Consider the following 18,921-nt stretch of genomic DNA (forward strand, 5'->3'; position numbering starts at 1 on the left):
TCTAACAAAATATGTATCAATTTTTATAGTAATTTATTGACTTATATAAAAGAATAATATCAGATTTATGTTTGAAATAGTTTATAATTATCTAAAAATATGATTCCTATAACAGAAAATTAATATTTCTAAATTATAATTGAATTGAAATCCTTTAAATATTTTGATAATTTCTTTTATAGTTTCACCAGAGGCATAAACATCATCTATTAAAAGTATATTTTTATTTTTGAGTTTGTCATAATTTATTATTTCAAAGGCATCTTTAATATTTTCACTTCTCTCTTTTAGAGTTTCTAAAAATTTCTGTTCTTTTATATTCTTATTTATTTTTATAAACTCGCATTTTTTTATATCAAATTCTTTAGAAATATAATCAGCAAAAAAATCCATTACACCATTATTTTTATTTGAAGGTACATAAAGTATAATATCAAATTTTTTATTATTTGTTTTTATATAATCAGAATAATAATTTTTTATTTGTTCTGTTATCTTTGTAGGGAAATCAATAGACTTTTTTTTGAATGCTCTTAATTCATCTCCTAGCTCTTTGTCCAAATCACCTAATGCGGTTATGTCTATATTATCTATACTGAATTTTTTATAGGCAGTGAAAATATTATTCATTAATTTTATCTTTTAGTATTAAGTACATCACACTTGCAAAAATCCAATTTACTATTATTCCTTTGTATCCTAGAATAACTCCGTTTAACCAAGTATTAATGCTTATATCAAAAATAAATGTAAGAATTACAGATGATAATCTTCCTAGTATTAAAGCAAGTAATGATGTTAATATAAAAGATATATTTTTATTTTTCATTAAACTTATAACAATAGAAAATACTAAACCTTCAAGTATTAAAAAATATAATGTTGGAGGCATAGGCATATTTGTAAGAAAATAATTCAAAAGAGGAGATATAAAACTAAGCATTATTAAAAATATAGGATTTAATATATAAGCTCCCAAAGATAATGCAAAGAATATAGGGAGGAATTCTGTACCTTTAAATCCGAAGTAATGAGTTATAATAGGGGAAGCCAAACTTATAATGCTTAGAATAAACAATATAAAAATATTGACATTTATTTTTCTTAAAGATAGAGTTCTCATAAAAATATCCTGATTAAATTATTTTATTTTATTATACTTAAATATTTATATTTGTCAAAATTTACGCACGCTAATTACATTATAAAATATAAAAATATTTTAATTCATAATTTAAACAATTAATAAAAAATCATCATACGTGCGTTGAATGAGATTAAAAAATTAATAAAAACTTGGGCGGGTATTAACATTTCAGTGTTAATATATAAGAAAATAATTAAGCAGAAATTTTAGAATGAATGTTAAAAGGAATAAAGGGCGGGGTATGTAATTAAAGTTTTAAAAATTAATTACAAGCCCACCCTCAAGGTTTATAGTTTTTATATGCAATATAAACTCTTAATTTTTTTATTACTAAATTAGAATTTATTAGCTGCCCACCCAAGCGTTATTTAAATTTAGAATATTACACACCGCACGCGATGTAAATTTAGAGCATCTGCTTATTAATAATTGCAATATAAATTATATAAAGCCTGCTTACCGTGCGTTTTTAAGATAAAATAAATAATAAAAAATTACTCGGCGAAATTTATAAGCTCGCCTATATTTTCTATTAAGCAAATTATCTTATCTCCTTTTTTCATGTATTTAGGAGGATTAAAAGACATTCCAACACCTCCAGGAGTTCCTGTGGCAATTATATCTCCTGCTTCTAAAGTCATACCTTTTGATATGTCGGATATTAAATAATTTATATCATGAATCATATACTTAGTATTTGAAGATTGCCTTACTTCATCATTTAGAATGCTTTTTATATCGAGTTTCAAAGGTAATTTAAAATCATCTTTATGAACTATGCAAGGTCCCATAGCACTGTATGAATCCAAACTTTTTCCTTTGTACCACTGAGAATGTTCTTTTTGTATATTTCTTGATGATATATCATTGAATATACTGTAGCCAAATATATAATCATTAACTTCTTCAGGCTTTATATCTTTTGCAGTTTTTCCTATGATTACAGCTAATTCAACTTCATAATCAAGACATTCATCTAAATCAAATCTTGCTTTTATTTTATCGCCGAAACCAATTATTTCTATGGCCCTTTTAGAAAAGTATACAGGTGCTTTAACCTCTTTAAAATCTTTCATATCCTTTTTTATTTCGCCTAAATGATCACTGTAATTTACACCTACACATATGATATCATGAATTGGCTTTCTTATTGGAGATAATATTTTAACATTATCTATAGAGTATGCTCTTTCAAAATTTTCTTCAGCATATTTTAGTTTATTTAAAATATCATTGTTTTCATTTATCATGTTTATTAATTGTATCATAGGATTAGAATAACATTTAAAGTCAGATATTATTTCATTAATAGCAATAACTTTTTTTCCATCCTTGCTTAATATACCTACAGATTCAGTATTATTCCATTCGACAAAAGATACTAATTTCATTATTATAACTCCGAAAAATATTTTTATTGATATATTAAACTTCTCTATACGATTATCATTTTAATAAAAAATTGAGATAATTTTTAAAGTTTTTTAATCAATAGTGTTTCATACATTATAGTAAATTTATAAATGTTTTTCAATATAACGATAATAAAAACTTGAATATTAAAGAATATAAAATATAATTAGTATCTATTTTTATATTAAGGTGCATATATGGATATACTTGAAAATGTGAGCGAAGTTCAAAGAGAGGGAATACTGCATACCGGAAGTCCGCTTCTTCTTTTGGCTGGTGCAGGAAGCGGTAAGACTTTAGTTATTACCAGAAAAATAGCTTATCTTATTAATGAGTTAGAAGTAGTTCCTGAAAATATAATGGCTGTAACTTTTACAAATAAAGCAGCACATGAAATGAAAGAGAGAGTATGCAGCTTGCTTCCGGATATAAAGCCAAGCAGATTATTTATAAGAACTTTTCACTCTGCATGTTTAAGAATATTGAAAGAGAATGCACATTTTTTGGGATATAAATCTAATTTTCTTATTTTAGATGAAGGAGATAAGGCTTCTGTTATTAAAAGAATAATGAAGGAAGAAGAAGTGCCAAAAAGTATAGGACAGAAACTTATAACAAGATTTATATCCAATGTGAAAAATGGAATGGATGACGGTATAGTTTTCGATAGAGATATTTTTGAAAATGTTTATAAAAAATATACAGAATATGAGTTTAATGAAAATGTGATGGATTTTGATGATTTAATTTTAAATACTATAAAATTATTTGAACAAGAAAATAAGGTTTTAAATTATTATAGAAACAGATTTAAATATATATTAGTAGATGAGTTCCAGGATACTAATCCTCAGCAGTATAAATTAATAAAATTATTAACTCAGGATGCAGAGAATGATTTAACGGTTGTAGGTGATGATGATCAGAGTATATATGCATTCAGAGGGGCAGATGTTTTAAATATCCTTGATTTTGAAAAAGATTATCCTAATACAAAGATAGTTCGTCTTGAAGAGAATTACAGATGTCCAAAGGATATTGTAGAAGCTGCTTTGAGTGTAATAAAAAATAATAGTAATCGTCATGAAAAGAATGTATTTTCTAATAAGCCTAATGAGTTTAAAATAGAAAATTGGATTTGCTATAGTGATTTGGAAGAGGCTAGAAGTGTAGTCAATGAAATAGAATCTTTATTTGATAATGGATTTGAGGCAAGAGATATTGTTGTCTTATTTAGAACTAATAGCCAATCAAGAGCTTATGAAAAAGAGTTGAGGCTTCATTCTATAAATTATAAAATAGTTGGCGGTGTAGGGTTCTTTGATCGTATAGAGATAAAAGATTCAATTTCTTTTTTAAGACTTATGACAGGTTTCGGAGATAATTTTAGCGTAAGACGAACTATAAATGTTCCGCCTAGAGGAATAGGGGAGAAAAGTTTTAATAATTTTGAAACTTTTGCAAATAGCAGAAAATTGAGCCTTTACAATGCTATTGATTATATTGATGAATCAGGACTTTCTAAAAAGGCTATTTCCAATATAAAAGCATACAAAAGTATTATAGAAGAATATGCTGTAAAAATAAAAGAAGACATTATAAATGAAGACGGTATTCATATAGAGTTATTATTTTTCGAGTTTTTAAAAGAGATAGATTATTTTTCAATATTTAAAGGCGATGGTAATGAAAGAGTAATAACAGCAGAAGAGAATATTAAAGAACTTTTCAGAGGTTTTTATGATTATAAATCAATGGAAGCTAATGCTACACTAATAACATTCTTAGAAGAAAATACTTTGTACAGAGATTTAAATACTAATGATGAAAAGGAAGATTATGTAACATTGATGACTATTCATAATGCTAAGGGTTTGGAATTTGATGTGGTATTTATGACAGGAATGGAGCAGGGTGTTTTTCCTCATTATTTCTCACTTGAAGAAGAAAAAGGAATTGATGAAGAGAGAAGGCTTTGCTATGTAGGGATTACAAGGGCAAGAAGAAAACTTTATCTCACATACTCAAAAAAACGAAGGGTAAGTACAGGTATAATGGAGCAGATTCCTTCATCATTCTTATTAGAGATACCTAAAAAATTGATGCTTATCAAAGAAAAAGCTAATTATTATTCTGGTAATTATATGGATATAGATGAAGATGCTTTTGATTATTGATTGTTTTATTAATAAAAAAAATTTAAATGATTAATAATAAAAATATATCAACTTTTCCATTATTTTATAAAAGTTTCAAAATAATATATAAATTATAATACTATGAAATTTTAAATAATTAAGTTTCAAAACTTTATTTACATGCCCCGCCCCTTATTCTTTAGTATTTTACTATGAAATTTTAATTTAATTTTATTTAAATACTAATTTAGAAATGTTAATACCCGCCCAAACTTTTATTAAATTTATAATATACCCCTGTAGTTATATCATAAAATTTGATTTTTTTTTCTTTCATGCTAAAATATAAAGTAAACATAATATAAGAGGAAGATTATAAGCTATGAAAGAACTGCCAAATTTAATTACATTAATAAATTCTATTAAAAGCGAAATTTGCTATTCTTATATTAATAAAATAGTAGCTATAGATAAACAATATAAAGAAATGGAAGATATAGAAGGACAGAAAATAATAGATGTTCTCAGATATGGAGGATATATGCATTTTCAGTTTTCTCAAGATGCCATGCTAGTAGATTTGGGACCTAACGGCTCTTTTGTACTTACTGAAGATGATACATACGAAAACAGCATATTAAAATTAGAAACAGATCATGGTAATTTCTTTGTTGTAGATGATGGTAAAGATAAGAATGAAATTACTAAAATAATACCTATTTGGAAAGATTCTACTACAATGCCTCAAATAGGGTATGATCCTTTAACTAAACAATTTAATTATAATTTATTCTGTCAGTTACTAGCAGATAATGATACAACAGTAGAGAAACTTATAAAAAATCCATTGATATTGAGCGGAATAGGTAATGTATATGGCGATATGATATTAAAGAAAGCATCTATTACAAAGAAAACTAAAACATCGGATGTAACCAAAGTAAAAGCAAGAGAAATATTTGATGCAATAAAACAGGTTCTAAGAGAAGCCTCTGGAAATACTGAAGAAGAAGATGGAGATTCATCAGAAGAGGAATAATTTTAAAATTTATAATAATAAAAAAGCCCTGAAATAATTTCAGGGCTTTTTTTTTTACTATAGGCTAATATCAATAGAATAATTCAGGCTCAGCTCTTCTTTTGAACTCATCTTCTAAGTCATGCTGATGGTATAAGAAACCTTCATCATCATAATATCTGCAATGCTCAGGGCATTTCTTAATACAAGCACCGCATTTAATACATTTACCTACATATTTAGTTATATCATCAAAGTCAATAGAAGCTAGAGGACATACATGTGCACAGGTCTTACAATTAGTACATTTTGAAGTATCTACTTTAGGCTTAACTTTTAATATATCTATAGCATGTTCATTCTTGTCTTTAGGCATATAATAAGGGCGTATAGGATCATTTCCTCTAACTTTAATAGGTTCTTTAGGAATATCAGTCATATTTTTGATTTTTTCAACAACTTTATCAACGAATTCAGCGGCAATTGCCATATCTTTATCATCAGGTCTTCCAGCTCCAAGAGTATAAGAAAAAGCATGCTCTCCTATAAATCCAGCACCGGCTATAGTGTAAAAACCATTTTCCTGCATAGTATTTCTAAGTTCTATCAAAGAATCATCAAAATTTCTATTTCCATAAAGTACAACCGGTATTGCTAAAGCTCCATTAGCTTTAATATTATTCTTGTAGTATGGAAGCATTACATTAGGTATTCTTCCGGCATATGTAGGAGTTCCGCATATTACTAAATCATTTTCTTTAAACTCCAATATTCCTTCTCTTTTCTTTGGCAAAGTAAAATTATATTTTTCAAAGTCAACATTAAGTTTCTTTGCTATATTTTCGCCTATATAAGAAACTATCTTCTGTGTAGTACCTGTGGCACTATAATATATTGAATAGACTTTATCAACTTTCATAATAAATATACTCCCTTCATGTATTTTTTGCTATATAATAATTTATTATGTAAATTTATTTCTGTAAGTCAATAGTAAAAGCATAAAAAAGTATTTTAATATTCCTTTTATATGAAAAAATAAAAAAATATCCGTTTAAGTATTGACTTTTTTTTTATTTATTATATAATAACTAAATCTAAAGAAGAATTTTCTTAAGAATTAGGGGCCAGTAGCTCAGTCGGTTAGAGCAGATGACTCATAATCATCGGGTCCGGGGTTCAAGTCCCTGCTGGCCCAATACCCTAAATACCATTTATCATATTTTACATTACCAATTTTTCATTTTAATGTGAGTTATTTATAAAAAAATAATACCATTTGATAATAAAACTTTTTTCTAAATATATAAAAAATCAGTTCTCTTAATTATTTTGAGCGAACTGATTTTTATGTTCGGCTTAAAGTTACATTCCTTGTTACTATTAAACTTCCATTAATTTTTTCAGGTAATTCTATTTCTATAGATTTATTAGAATCAAATTTTATATGGAATGTATCTTCTCCAAATTTCATATCATAATTATCTTTGTCATAGTTAGGACCCAAAGATATACTATGACTTATCTTACCAACTATAGGTGCTATAGTGCTTACTTTTATTTCGCCTTTTTCGTCTATTAAAGCTTCTATATCTATATCGAAACTAAGAAAATTTTTTATTGTTGCATTGCCTCTGTAAAGGCCTTTTCTATCTTTTAATAACATAATATAATTCCCGAATAATTTTTATATAAATATAATAACATTTTTTTAAAAAAAGACAAATTTAAAAAAGTGTCTAATATTGAAAATTACATAAATAAAGACGGATTTTCTAAAATATATTAAGAAATCCGCCTTTTTTATTATTAAAATCAATTAATTTTATTATTCAGCTAATTTCGCATAATAGAATTTATGGGCTCCAAGAGGATCAAAAATAACATCAGATAACTTTTTACTAATCATAATAGGGTCAGTATAGAAATAAAGAGGTATTAATCCCATATCTTCCATAAGTATATCTTCTGCCTCATGCATAGCTTTCATTCTTATATCTTGATCTATTGTAGACATAGCAAGCTTCAATTTATCATCATAGGCCTTATTAGAATAACCGCCGTTATTTTGTATACTATAGCTTAAAAATACACCCAAGAAACTCATAGGGTCATTATAATCAGCTATCCAGCCATGACGTGCTATAACATAGTTTTTTTCCTGTCTTGTAGTTTGGAAAGTAGCCCATTCTTCCTGAGCTATAGTAGAGTCTATACCAAGACCCTCTTTCCACATCTGCTGAACTGCTTCAAAGATTTGTATATGCTCTCCTGAATTTGATTTGAACTCTATAACAGGGAAATTTTCACCATTAGGATAACCGGCATCTGCTAGAAGTTGTTTTGCCTCTTCTAAATTCTTTTGATGATCTTCAGGTTTTATACTGTAATAATCACCGCCTACCTTTCTGAAATCTCCATCAGCTCCTTCAACATCATTTACTCCGCTAGGAACCCAAGCACTTGCAGGAAGTTGTCCGGCTCTTGTTACTTGTTCTACTAGATAATTTCTATCTATAGCTAAAGTTAAAGCCTTACGAACTCTAGCATCTTTTAATATTTCATTAGTGATATTCAAACAATAATAATATGTACCCAAGTAAGGAGAAATATGCATTAAACCTTCGCTTTTTAAATTTTCAATATCCTGAAGCGGAGGATTATTAGCAAAATGTAAAGAACCTTCTTTTATTCCGGCAACAGCAGCTGTACCATTTTGCATAAGTATAAATACCAATTTTTTAGGAACTATATTATTAACATTCCAATAATTAGTATTTTTTACAACTACTATTCTGTCATCTGTTCTTCTCTCTGTCATTATAAAAGGTCCGTTTCCTATATAAGTATCAGGAGAAAGTGTCCAATTATCTCCATTTTCTTCTATCATATCTTTTCTAACAGGGTAGAATGTATAAAAAGCCACTAGCTCCAAAAAATAAGCTGTAGGGGTATTCAATTTTACTTCCAAAGTTTTTTCATCTATAGCTTTAATACCTAATTCAGAAACCGGCTTCTTACCAGAATTAATGTCCATAGCATTTAATACAGGTTCAAACTGATAAGCATATTCGCTTGCAGTAACAGGATCAACTACCCTCTGCCAAGCATAAACAAAATCCTCTGCTGTAATCTTTTCTCCATCAGACCATTTAGCATTATCTCTTATATGGAATGTATAAGTAAGTCCGTCTTCGCTTATATCCCATCTTTCAGCAACGCCCGGTACTATTTTATTATCCTTGTCTCTTGTAGCAAGCCCCTCAAAAACATGCTGAATATAGATATTAGCATCTACAGTAGAATTTAAAGCAGGATCTATAGTTTTAGGCTCAGGTCCTACATTAATATATATAGCTCCTTCTTCATTTTTCTTTCCGCCGCATGATATAAATAATAGCATCATGATTACAGATAAAATCATAATTAGAATCTTTTTCATAGCTGTTATCCTATATATTTTTTATTTAAAAGTATTATATTTTATATTAACTATTAATCAATGATTTTTTTTACATTTAAACATATTTATCTAAAATAATTAATCTGCTCATAAATTTTATACTTTATATATAATAAATTATTTTAAATTTCTTAAAAATGTATTATTTGTATTACATATTAATTTACAATTAATTTACAATACTATATTTTTTGTAAAATTTATTTAAATTCACCTTTACAAAACTTATTTAATGTGCTATACTTTAATTATAAGGGATTAATAAGGAGGTAATAATATGAAAAAGTTAAGTTTAATGGCTTTAGTATCTGCCTTTATTATGACTGTCAATTTATACTCTTTTGATTTAATAGAAGATACTTTTGACTTTATTTTTGATGATTTAGCAAAAATAATTGGTATTGTAGTAATAATAGCAGCGGGAGTATATGTATTCAAAAAATATGTTAAAAAAGATAATAATTCTGATGACAGATAATAAAAAATAATGGGAGAAAGTAAGTAATGAAAAAATTAGGATTAAAAGCTTTTATTTTCAATTTGATTATGGCTGCAAATCTATACTGTTTCGATTTAATAGATGATGTAGATGATTTTATTGAAGATATAATAAAGCTTATACTCATGGTTGTTGTAATACTAGCCGTGATATACTTCATAAAAAAAGTTTTGAAAGATGATAATACTTCAGGAAAGATAAGAAAGAGTGATAGGGATGATGATTACAGAAGACCAAGCAGAAGAAGAAAAGTAAGAATAAGAGATGATTATTATGATGACTATGAAGATGATTATGACAGCAGAGTAAGAAATGATAGGAATTATGATGATTATGAAGATGATTATAGAAATGAAAGAACTAACAGAAGAGAAAGAATAAAAGAAGATGATATACGATATGAATATGATATGAGAGATTATGACAGAAGAGAGAGGAGACTGCCAAATAATATAAAAAGCAATATAGACAGCAGAGAAAATGACCCTAGATATGAGAAAGTTTATGAATTAAAACCTGAATACAAATTAAAAGATGATAAAAAAAGAATAAGATAATTTATTTTTTATAAAGGAGGATATTATGAAAAATAATATAATGTCAGTTGTGAAATCAAAAAAGTTTATAATTATTTCTGCTTCAATAGCTGCAGCTGCATTATTTATATCTGCTGTAAGATTTTTAGGTTTGCAGTATTATATGTTTTATTTAATGCATGATTTTGATGAGTTCTTAGAGGCATTATTAAAGATAGCAGTTTTCGCTGTAATGGTAATGTTTGCTATTGTTTTATTCAAAAAAATAGATTCAAAAGACAATAAACAATCAAAAGAAAGTGAATCTAATAATGAAAAAAAGGATCTTATAGTTGTTAAAGATAAAAATAATAAATCTAAAAGCCTTATTATTATATTTGCTGTAATTGGAATATTGGCATTAATATCATTGTTTGTATTTTATTCAAGATTTTTCGGAATGCATTATATGCTTTACAATTTAGATGATATTGTAGAAGGTATTTTCCAATTAGCAGTAGTGATAGCTGTTATAGGTTTTGGAGCTGTATTTGCTAAGAAACTTTTAGAAAAATTATAATTTAATAGTATTTTATAATATAAAAAATAAATGCGGCAGAGTATTATATACTTTACCGCATTTTTATTATTTAAATAACTTTATTAAAAGTTTTAAACTTCATTACATTTTCCACCCTATAAATATATAATTTTATTTTTAAATAAAATTTTATATTTATTTGTTTCAAAAATAGAATTTATAATTTACCACCATAGATTCTTTTTAAATTATAATATGTATAGTTATTTTTGTATTACGCTTCTATTTATCCTTTACCACTATTATAATATTCAGCCCAAGATTTTTTTAAATTTATTGCTAAACCTAGATTATTCGTATATTAAAATGCAATCTGCCGAACGTGCATTGTACTTTGAATAAAAAAAGGCAATACCGTTCGGGAAGTACGTACGACTAGTACTTGGCGGGCGTTAATATTTCTAAGAGCGTAGAAAGATAAAATAAATTAAAATTTCATAGTAAAATATTGAAGAAAAGAGGGCAGGGAATTAGAAATAAATTAAAAAGCCTGCATTTGATTTATACAAACACAGGCTCAATAATTTCTATATTATATATATAAATTAAAAAATATTCTTAATTATTATAGTTTCATCTCTTCCAGCACCTACTGAAACAATAGATATATCTGTTTCAATAACTTCGCTTAATCTCTTAAGATATTTTTTAGCATTTTCTGGAAGTTTATCATATTCTCTAATATCTCTTGTGCTTGTTTTCCATCCTTCAAACTCTTCATAAACAGGTTCAACTTTTGAAAGTATATCTAAATCTGCAGGATATCCTTCCAATATTTCACCATTATATTTATAGGCAACGCATATTTTTAATTTATCTAATTCATCTAATATATCAAGTCTAGTTATGGCAATGGAATCAAGTCCATTAACATAAGAAGCATATTTAACAACGCAAGCATCAAGCCAGCCGCATCTTCTAGCCCTTCCTGTAACAGTACCGTATTCGCCGCCTTTATCTCTTATAAACTGTCCTACATCATCAAAAAGCTCTGAAGGGAAAGGACCTTCTCCAACTCTTGTAGCATAAGCCTTAACAACTCCTATAACATTATCGATTTTTCTAGGGCCAACTCCTGAACCTGTACAAGCTCCGCCTGCAGCAGGATAAGATGATGTTACAAAAGGATAAGTACCATGATCTAAATCAAGCATAGTAGCCTGAGCACCTTCAAATAATATATTTTTCTTTTCTTTTATAGCCTTATTTAATATAGTAGTAGTGTCAGCAACAAAAGGTCTTAACTTTTCAGCATATTCTAAATACTCTTTTAATAACTCATCATAATTAACGCCATCATGATTATAAAGTTTTTTAAGTAATTTATTTTTTAACTCTACATTAAACTTTAATTTTTTAGCGAATGTTTCTTTATTCATAAGATCAACTATTCTTATACCCAAACGGCTTGATTTATCCATATAGCAAGGACCTATACCGTTTTTAGTAGTGCCGAGTTTATTTTCTCCGAGATCCTCTTCCTGAAGCTCATCTAAAATTTTATGATAAGGCATAAGAACATGAGCTCTGTCTGATATTTTAAGATTTGATATATTAACTTTTTTCTCTATTAAAGAATCAATTTCACTTAAAAAAACTTTAGGCTCTATAACCACACCATTACCAATTACACAAACTTTATCTTTATGAAGTATACCGGAAGGTAAAAGTCTTAATTTATATTTAATATTATCCACAACAACGGTATGACCGGCATTACTTCCGCCTTGAGAACGAACAACATATTCGCAATTTTCAGCAAGATAATCAACTATTTTTCCCTTACCCTCATCACCCCATTGAGTGCCTACAATAATTACTGAAGCCATTTTTAACTCCTTATTCTATTATTAAAAAATAGATATTTTATGAAAATTTTTGTAAAAATAAAAAATTTCTATAAAACACACAAGGGCTATTATATTAATATTTTTTAAGAATTTCAAGCGAATTTGATTAGAAATTTCTATTCATAATAATGCTAGTTGATAATTTTATAGTATGAAACAATCATTTATCATAATGGTATTTACAAGATGTTATTATAAATATAATTAAAAACTACTTTTTGTAAAACGTGTTATTATTACATATTTAGTTTATAATAGAAGTATGATTTTTAAGTTTTTTGTTCAACTTTTTCCCGCCGCAAAAAGTTGCAAAAAGTGCATTTTTTATGCAGTCTTTAGTGAAGAGTATACAAGTTTATTAATTTTAGATGTCAATAAACTATATATTGTTTTAATATTTTTATAATGCCTTATAATAATTAAAAATATTTTGGATTATTTTATGACTGAAGAATTAAGAATAAAAGTACAAAAACTAATAAACGAAGAACATTTTGAAGAAGCAATAAAACTATGCGATGAAGCCATTGAAAAAAATGATAAAGATAAGTATTCATATTTTATAAAAGCAAACTGCTATTTTAAATTAGAAAATTATAATGCATCAATAGAAAATTTAAATAAACTAATAGATATGGATAAGAATAATATATATGCTTGTTTTAATAGAGGACTTTCAAAATTAAAATTAGAAAAATATAAAGAAGCTATAAAAGATTTTAATAAAGTTATAGAATTAAATCCAAATTATGATAAAGCATATTTTTGTAGAGGATTTTCAAAAGCAATATTAAAAAAATATAAAGAATCTATAGAGGATTTTGATAAAGTTATAGAGATAAATAAAGATTATAAAAATGCATATTTTTTAAGAGGTATTTGCAAAATTTATTTAAATAATGAAAATGCTATAGAAGATTTTAGAAATTTCTTTAAAATTAATAAGAACTATAATATATACATAATTACCATATTACAGAAGTTTGATGAGTATGATAATATTGAAATATTATTTAAATTTATAGTTGATATAAACAATAATGAATTATGGAAAAATGAACCAATAACAAATTTAATTTCTCGCTTTGATGAGAGTAAAAATTTTGATGATAAGCTTAAAGAAAATATAAAATATATTTTATTATATGAATATTTTTTACTTAAAATTTTAACTTTTGATACGGATTATTCTGAAAAAGAAAATAATAATATAAAAATATCTCATTATACATCTTTAGATATTCTGCTATTATTATTAAATGTTAAAGGAAGTACAAAAGAAAGCGGAAATATAAGAATAAATAATATAACAACTGCTAATGATCCTAAAGAAGGAAAGATTTTAGAAAGAATTTTAAATAAAAATAATATAGATATAAAAATAGAAAATGATGAAAAAGCTTTAACATTACAAACATCATATTCAAGGAATAAAGATTCTCTTACGATGTTTAGGCTTTATGGTAAAAAAGAAAATAAAGAAGCTACAGGGATATGTTTAGTTTTAGATAATAAATATTTTAATAATACATATACTTCACCTTATTCTTATGAATTCAAATTAAAAATAGAAAATAATAAAATTGAAATGGATGAAAAAATTAATAAAGAAAAATTACAAGAAAATAAAAGAAATTTATATTGGGTGCTTTATTATAACGAGAAAGAAAATCAGCTCATTTACAATAAAGAAAAATCTAAATATGCAAGCAATATTATTGATTTAAATGATTTGAATAGTCCTAATTATAAAGTAGAGTTAAAAGAAGATGATAAAAAAGAAGATATGATTAAATATGCATTTGCAAAAATATTTGATTATACAAAAGAGATAAAAAAACAAATAGAAGAAAATGAAATTTATAAAAATATTAAAAATCAATTATACAGCTATTTATTTGAAAATATAAAATACATAATAAAGCATGAAGCATTCTTTGAAGAACAGGAACTTAGAATGCTTGTAACAAATGATTATAAATCAGATGAGATATTAATTGATAATGATAATAAAAAACTTTATATTGATTATATAAAACTTTTTGATGAAAAGAGCAATTATATAAAAGAAATAATAATAGGCTCTAAAGTAGAAAACAATGAGGCAGTTGCAGAGTATATAAGAAAGGTACTTCACTCAAAAAATACAGAGATGAATAAATTAGATGATATAAAGGTTAGTATATCGGAAGCACCTTTAAGATAATAAATTGTTTAAAAATATATAAAAAAATTATCTTGAATACATTTGACTGTTTCTTGCTTTGTAGCTGTTCATAAGCCTGTAAACTTCATCAGGATTCAAAGCCTGTTCTACATTTATAGTAACATTCCAAATATCGCCTTTAGAAAAATTTTGTTCCTTAAGTTGTGCATTACTTTGAACTGTGATTCTTCCTGATTTATTGCTTACAAGTTCCGCACCCATTTCACCAACTATGGCAGATCCTCCGTCTGGAATAGTGTATCCTGTTGTACCGAATGCAAATTGAGGAGCTTGAGGAGGATTGGATTTTATTGCATCCAATGCATTAGCTGATGATACTATACCAGAAGCGGCAGAAATCGCTGATGATATTGCAGTTGCTGATATTATAAGCCCAGCTGCAAATCCTGCAGGGCCTCCTTGTGCAAATGAAGATGCAACTCCTAAAGCTGATTGGGCTATGGCAAGTGAAGGTATTAAAACCGCATCCGCTATTGCCTTTGATTTTTCCATCTCTGCAAGTTTTACATTATTATCCCACTCGGCATAAGATTTATTGTACTCTGCTTGTGCTAATTCTTTTTCTAATAATTCTCTTTGAGTTTTTATTTCTTTTTCTTTTTGTAAATCTTCTTTTTCTTTATCCTGTTTTTTCTTTAACTCTTCTTTTTTTATTCTTATAGCTTCGGCACTCATAGCATCTTTATTTTCAATAGCTAATTCTAATTCTTCATCGAGCCTTGCTAAATAGTTTTCATAATCTTCATCATCTTCTAATTTTTTATTTTCTTTTAATTTCCTTTGATAATCATCGAATTCCTGAAGTTTATTTTTGGCTTCTTCGATTGCATTATCATAAGAACTTAAATCATAATGAAAAAAGTCAGAAAAACTTGCACTTAAATCTTTATATATACTTGATACACTTGAAAGAGAATCTTTTATTCCGTCAGTGAAATTTTTTATATTAATACTTTTAATGCTTTCATCAAGAGAGTTTATAGATGATGATGTATTATCTATAGCTTTATTTGCTTCTTCTGCCGATATTGTGAAGTCATTAAATTTATTTGATGAATCATTAAAAAATAAAGAAGATTCAAATGATGAATTTATTTTTTTTATACTGTTTTCTATATTCTGCAATTCTTTATTTGTATCAGAAATATTTTTGTTTAGATTGTTATTCATATTTATAAACCTCTTTTATTAATTAACTAACTATAATTAAAAACCGCTGCTGTTTAATATTCTCTCAAGATTTTTTCTTCGCTCTTCCTGATTATATAAATAATTAGTAAGATTAATATTCATCTTTGCAAGTTCCAAATCTATATTAAGTGCATTCTTTTCAAATTTATAATCTATTGTTCGCACATTCATATCAACAACTCTTGACCCTATATCAAAAAAGCAAATGAATTTATCATATAAAATATTTCCTCTCTCTGAAGTTATTATAATATTTCTTTTATCATAACCGCGTACATCAAATACACCGAAACCATTAGTAAAATACTTTCTTTGAAAATGTTCTTTGTCTTCAATTTGAAATACCGCTGAAATGTTTTTGTTTTTTTCTTCATCTTGAATACCGTCAGAAAAAAATATCACTATCTTAGTAATGTTGTAACTTTGATTGCAAATTTGTTTATAATATCTGTCTATATCTGTAAGCGTAACTGACTGCTGCTGTTTATAATTAGGATATTTTCTATATTCTATACTTGAATCAATGTCTATTATATCCGATGAATAAACTTCATTTAATCTGCTTTCTGTTTCTGTGAAATCATTAAAATCTATAATTTGATAAAAATTATTAGTAGGCTTTAATATGCATTCTATACATTCATTAATATTTAAATCATAATTTTTGCTGTTAAGAGTTTTTATTTTAACAATTTCTTTTTTTGTTTGATTAGTTAAAAATTGATAAGCAAACTCATAAGCTAAATCGTAATTTTCTAATTTATATTCTATTTCAAATATATCAGTTTTTATTCCAATCTCTTTTTCTAATGGTATCTGTGGATATAGTTTATCAGCACCAACTATTTTTGGAAGAGTTCTATATACTTCTTCTTCATTTCCTTCATCATCTGTAATAGTATCTTTCATCTTAATAATATAACGGCTTACTAAATCAGCAGAATCTTCTTCATATTCACTATCTGAAAAATCATTATTATGCCAATTTAATTTTTTATTTGGTATATCAGAGAACTCTTTAAAATAAAAATATCCATCAAAATCCACTCCCCAGCACCAAGTATCTGATAAATTTTCTTCTACCTCATCGAGTATGTCAGAAATATTTTTTCCGCTGAATGACATTGTTATTTGTTTATCATTATTAAGAGTGATATTTTTTTCATCGAATATTATATTCATTTCTTCAATTTTTTCTCTTAAAGATAAAACTATATCCAATGCTCCTTTTGTTGCTTCTAATATTAAATCTCCCTGTATATATTGATGAAGAAGTTTTCCCCATATTGGAATAATACTTAAATTAAGTCCGGCATTATCTATACTTTCCACATATCCTGCAAATCTTTTTTTGCCGTTTAAATAATATTCAACTTTATCATTTATATTAAAATAATTAAGAGGAGTACTAAAACTTACTTTGCTTACATCGCCTCCTCTTTTATTAACTTTAAACTCATAACTTGAATAAGTATTATAAGCATTTTCTGAATATATATTTCCATTAATTTTTATATAAGTACCGAACTCTTCAAAATTAATATAAGGGGCTGGAGGAAGTTTATATATTTTATTTCTCAAAAAATGATAAGGCATTTTTTTCATCATATTAAAAATTCCTTTTATATTAATATTCCTCTTTTATAGCTTATAGAAGCCTTAACACAAGTTTGATTACTCTCTAAATAAAATATATTATTACCAACATTTAATTCAGGCTGAACTCCTTTATAATTATAAGAGACTCCATTTACATTTAATTTCTCACCATCAAAATCAATATTATAAACTCCATTTCTTAGCTCCGCATTAAATTGTATTCCAAAGTTCTGTCTATTAGCAAATAAGAACTCCAATGCTCCGCCTACAACTATAAACTCCAAATTAAAATTTACAGGCACAGGAACTAAACTTAATGATTTATAATTTATATCCTGTTTATTTTCTTCTGTAATAGGCAGTTCATATTCCTCTTCTTTTTGTCTTAGAAAAACTTTGTCCAATGCTTCAAGTGAAATATCTATCACCCCCAAATTATTTATATATTTTATATTATATCCGCCAACTGATTTCATGATATATTCTGCTTCATAAACTTCATCTTCAAATATAGTTCTTATGAAATATCTTTTAATATTGCTTGATAAAACCATGCTTGTATATTTAGTATATTGTTCTTCTATTCTTACCCAAGAACCTAATTCATTTTTATATTCATAAATAGGAATACCTATATTAAAAGTTCTTCCGCTTGCAATATTTCCTATGCCTGTTTTTATAGAGTATGATCTGCTTCCGTCAGTTACTTTATAATCAGTTTTTATATCATCAGCCTTTATGCTTTGAACTGTATTTATAATATCAAAAATCTCTTCTGAATATTTATCCCTTACTATCAGTTTAAAATCAAAAGCCATAATAAAAACTCCTTAATTATTATACTAATAGTAAAAAATATAAGGATTTATAAGCATTATTAATTCTATAATTAAAAAAAATTTTCTTTAACGCACGGTAAGTAGATTTTTATTTATTATTGAAGTTAGAATTTTTAATAATCATATATTTAAAATTTTGTTTATCGTGCGTTGTGCAGATTATAAATTTAAATAAAGCTTGGGTGGGTGCTATAATTTCTAATGAAGCAATAAAGAAGTTGAAAGTAAAAATAACAAAATAAATTAAAAAGCATAAAGGGTGGGCGAGTGTAATTAAATTTTAAAACTTAATTTACATACCCCCGCCCTTTTGTTTTTCTGGCTTAATTTTGAAATGATAATTTTAATTTGTTTTGATGCTGAATTAGAAATGTTAACACCCGCCCAAGTGATTATTAGATTTAAAATCTATTTAACGCAC

At 26.3% G+C, this 18,921-nt stretch carries 16 protein-coding genes and 1 tRNA gene; 7 read left to right on the forward strand and 10 right to left on the reverse strand.

Annotation, left to right across the window (positions count from 1 at the left end):
• Positions 1 to 87: 87 nt before the first annotated feature.
• The 3 genes from BHYOB78_RS00100 to BHYOB78_RS00110 all read right to left on the reverse strand — a co-directional run bounded on the left by BHYOB78_RS00100 (position 88) and on the right by BHYOB78_RS00110 (position 2,538).
• Positions 88 to 630, reverse strand: a complete 543-nt coding sequence (locus BHYOB78_RS00100) for a ComF family protein (protein WP_012671308.1) — start codon at positions 628 to 630, stop codon at positions 88 to 90.
• Positions 623 to 1,123: a hypothetical protein gene (locus BHYOB78_RS00105; RefSeq protein ID WP_020064963.1), complete on the reverse strand. Its 501-nt coding sequence runs from the start codon at positions 1,121 to 1,123 to the stop codon at positions 623 to 625. The genes BHYOB78_RS00100 and BHYOB78_RS00105 overlap by 8 nt, the downstream gene beginning before the upstream one ends.
• A 518-nt stretch (positions 1,124 to 1,641) precedes the next feature.
• Complete coding sequence (locus BHYOB78_RS00110) at positions 1,642 to 2,538, reverse strand: fumarylacetoacetate hydrolase family protein (RefSeq protein WP_020064964.1); 897 nt, start codon at positions 2,536 to 2,538, stop codon at positions 1,642 to 1,644.
• Between the two features lie 219 nt (positions 2,539 to 2,757).
• Here BHYOB78_RS00110 and BHYOB78_RS00115 point away from each other — a divergent pair, with 219 nt between their 5' ends.
• Together BHYOB78_RS00115 and BHYOB78_RS00120 are read left to right on the forward strand one after the other, a co-directional pair.
• Positions 2,758 to 4,737, forward strand: coding sequence for an ATP-dependent helicase (locus BHYOB78_RS00115; protein ID WP_020064965.1), 1,980 nt, complete (start codon positions 2,758 to 2,760; stop codon positions 4,735 to 4,737).
• A 343-nt stretch (positions 4,738 to 5,080) separates the two neighbouring features.
• The gene (locus BHYOB78_RS00120; RefSeq protein ID WP_012671313.1) at positions 5,081 to 5,737 is read left to right on the forward strand and encodes a DNA-formamidopyrimidine glycosylase family protein; all 657 of its coding nucleotides are present in this window, start codon (positions 5,081 to 5,083) and stop codon (positions 5,735 to 5,737) included.
• A gap of 70 nt (positions 5,738 to 5,807) precedes the next feature.
• Here BHYOB78_RS00120 and BHYOB78_RS00125 read toward each other — a convergent pair whose 3' ends face one another.
• Entirely contained in the window at positions 5,808 to 6,635 is an 828-nt protein-coding gene (locus BHYOB78_RS00125; protein WP_012671314.1) for an EFR1 family ferrodoxin, read from the reverse strand.
• Between the two features lie 205 nt (positions 6,636 to 6,840).
• Here BHYOB78_RS00125 and BHYOB78_RS00130 point away from each other — a divergent pair.
• A tRNA-Ile gene (locus BHYOB78_RS00130) sits at positions 6,841 to 6,914 on the forward strand.
• A gap of 150 nt (positions 6,915 to 7,064) precedes the next feature.
• Here BHYOB78_RS00130 and BHYOB78_RS00135 read toward each other — a convergent pair.
• Both BHYOB78_RS00135 and BHYOB78_RS00140 read right to left on the reverse strand, forming a co-directional pair.
• A complete protein-coding gene (locus BHYOB78_RS00135; RefSeq protein WP_012671315.1) occupies positions 7,065 to 7,382 on the reverse strand; it encodes a hypothetical protein in 318 nt (105 codons plus the stop codon).
• Positions 7,383 to 7,544: 162 nt separating this feature from the next.
• Positions 7,545 to 9,158 (reverse strand): peptide ABC transporter substrate-binding protein, encoded by a 1,614-nt coding sequence (locus BHYOB78_RS00140; protein ID WP_020064966.1) that lies wholly within the window; start codon positions 9,156 to 9,158, stop codon positions 7,545 to 7,547.
• Positions 9,159 to 9,456: 298 nt separating this feature from the next.
• Here BHYOB78_RS00140 and BHYOB78_RS00145 point away from each other — a divergent pair, with 298 nt between their 5' ends.
• Genes BHYOB78_RS00145 through BHYOB78_RS00155 form a run of 3 tightly spaced genes read left to right on the forward strand, consistent with a single transcriptional unit; the run spans position 9,457 to position 10,773 of the window.
• Complete coding sequence (locus tag BHYOB78_RS00145; RefSeq protein WP_028331371.1) at positions 9,457 to 9,657, forward strand: hypothetical protein; 201 nt, start codon at positions 9,457 to 9,459, stop codon at positions 9,655 to 9,657.
• A gap of 26 nt (positions 9,658 to 9,683) precedes the next feature.
• Entirely contained in the window at positions 9,684 to 10,235 is a 552-nt protein-coding gene (locus BHYOB78_RS00150) for a hypothetical protein (protein ID WP_020064967.1), read from the forward strand.
• Positions 10,236 to 10,260: 25 nt separating this feature from the next.
• Positions 10,261 to 10,773, forward strand: coding sequence for a hypothetical protein (locus BHYOB78_RS00155; protein ID WP_020064968.1), 513 nt, complete (start codon positions 10,261 to 10,263; stop codon positions 10,771 to 10,773).
• Between the two features lie 566 nt (positions 10,774 to 11,339).
• Here the strand turns inward: BHYOB78_RS00155 and BHYOB78_RS00160 are convergent.
• Positions 11,340 to 12,623 carry an adenylosuccinate synthase gene (locus tag BHYOB78_RS00160; protein WP_020064969.1) on the reverse strand — a complete coding sequence of 428 codons (1,284 nt, stop codon included), beginning with the start codon at positions 12,621 to 12,623 and terminating at the stop codon, positions 11,340 to 11,342.
• 463 nt (positions 12,624 to 13,086) lie between these two features.
• On the opposite strand from BHYOB78_RS00160, the gene BHYOB78_RS00165 reads away from it, so the two are divergent.
• Positions 13,087 to 14,850, forward strand: a complete 1,764-nt coding sequence (locus BHYOB78_RS00165; protein ID WP_020064869.1) for a tetratricopeptide repeat protein — start codon at positions 13,087 to 13,089, stop codon at positions 14,848 to 14,850.
• Between the two features lie 27 nt (positions 14,851 to 14,877).
• On the opposite strand, the gene BHYOB78_RS00170 is transcribed toward BHYOB78_RS00165, so the two are convergent.
• From BHYOB78_RS00170 to BHYOB78_RS00180, 3 genes are read right to left on the reverse strand one after another with little or no spacing between them, the layout of a single operon-like run.
• Entirely contained in the window at positions 14,878 to 16,041 is a 1,164-nt protein-coding gene (locus BHYOB78_RS00170) for a hypothetical protein (RefSeq protein WP_020064868.1), read from the reverse strand.
• Positions 16,042 to 16,077: 36 nt separating this feature from the next.
• Entirely contained in the window at positions 16,078 to 17,670 is a 1,593-nt protein-coding gene (locus tag BHYOB78_RS00175) for a hypothetical protein (protein ID WP_020064867.1), read from the reverse strand.
• A gap of 14 nt (positions 17,671 to 17,684) precedes the next feature.
• Positions 17,685 to 18,479: a hypothetical protein gene (locus tag BHYOB78_RS00180; RefSeq protein WP_020064866.1), complete on the reverse strand. Its 795-nt coding sequence runs from the start codon at positions 18,477 to 18,479 to the stop codon at positions 17,685 to 17,687.
• Between the last annotated feature and the right edge of the window lie 442 nt (positions 18,480 to 18,921).

The sequence above is a fragment of the Brachyspira hyodysenteriae ATCC 27164 genome (genome assembly GCF_001676785.2).
GTDB classification, from domain to species: Bacteria; Spirochaetota; Brachyspiria; order Brachyspirales; family Brachyspiraceae; genus Brachyspira; species Brachyspira hyodysenteriae.

Coding starts and splice junctions, on each gene's coding strand:
- BHYOB78_RS00100 (WP_012671308.1), bottom strand. CDS start 630: ATGAATAATATTTTCACTGCCTATAAAAAATTCAGTATAGATAATATA.
- BHYOB78_RS00105 (WP_020064963.1), bottom strand. CDS start 1,123: ATGAGAACTCTATCTTTAAGAAAAATAAATGTCAATATTTTTATATTG.
- BHYOB78_RS00110 (WP_020064964.1), bottom strand. CDS start 2,538: ATGAAATTAGTATCTTTTGTCGAATGGAATAATACTGAATCTGTAGGT.
- BHYOB78_RS00115 (WP_020064965.1), top strand. CDS start 2,758: ATGGATATACTTGAAAATGTGAGCGAAGTTCAAAGAGAGGGAATACTG.
- BHYOB78_RS00120 (WP_012671313.1), top strand. CDS start 5,081: ATGAAAGAACTGCCAAATTTAATTACATTAATAAATTCTATTAAAAGC.
- BHYOB78_RS00125 (WP_012671314.1), bottom strand. CDS start 6,635: ATGAAAGTTGATAAAGTCTATTCAATATATTATAGTGCCACAGGTACT.
- BHYOB78_RS00135 (WP_012671315.1), bottom strand. CDS start 7,382: ATGTTATTAAAAGATAGAAAAGGCCTTTACAGAGGCAATGCAACAATA.
- BHYOB78_RS00140 (WP_020064966.1), bottom strand. CDS start 9,158: ATGAAAAAGATTCTAATTATGATTTTATCTGTAATCATGATGCTATTA.
- BHYOB78_RS00145 (WP_028331371.1), top strand. CDS start 9,457: ATGAAAAAGTTAAGTTTAATGGCTTTAGTATCTGCCTTTATTATGACT.
- BHYOB78_RS00150 (WP_020064967.1), top strand. CDS start 9,684: ATGAAAAAATTAGGATTAAAAGCTTTTATTTTCAATTTGATTATGGCT.
- BHYOB78_RS00155 (WP_020064968.1), top strand. CDS start 10,261: ATGAAAAATAATATAATGTCAGTTGTGAAATCAAAAAAGTTTATAATT.
- BHYOB78_RS00160 (WP_020064969.1), bottom strand. CDS start 12,623: ATGGCTTCAGTAATTATTGTAGGCACTCAATGGGGTGATGAGGGTAAG.
- BHYOB78_RS00165 (WP_020064869.1), top strand. CDS start 13,087: ATGACTGAAGAATTAAGAATAAAAGTACAAAAACTAATAAACGAAGAA.
- BHYOB78_RS00170 (WP_020064868.1), bottom strand. CDS start 16,041: ATGAATAACAATCTAAACAAAAATATTTCTGATACAAATAAAGAATTG.
- BHYOB78_RS00175 (WP_020064867.1), bottom strand. CDS start 17,670: ATGATGAAAAAAATGCCTTATCATTTTTTGAGAAATAAAATATATAAA.
- BHYOB78_RS00180 (WP_020064866.1), bottom strand. CDS start 18,479: ATGGCTTTTGATTTTAAACTGATAGTAAGGGATAAATATTCAGAAGAG.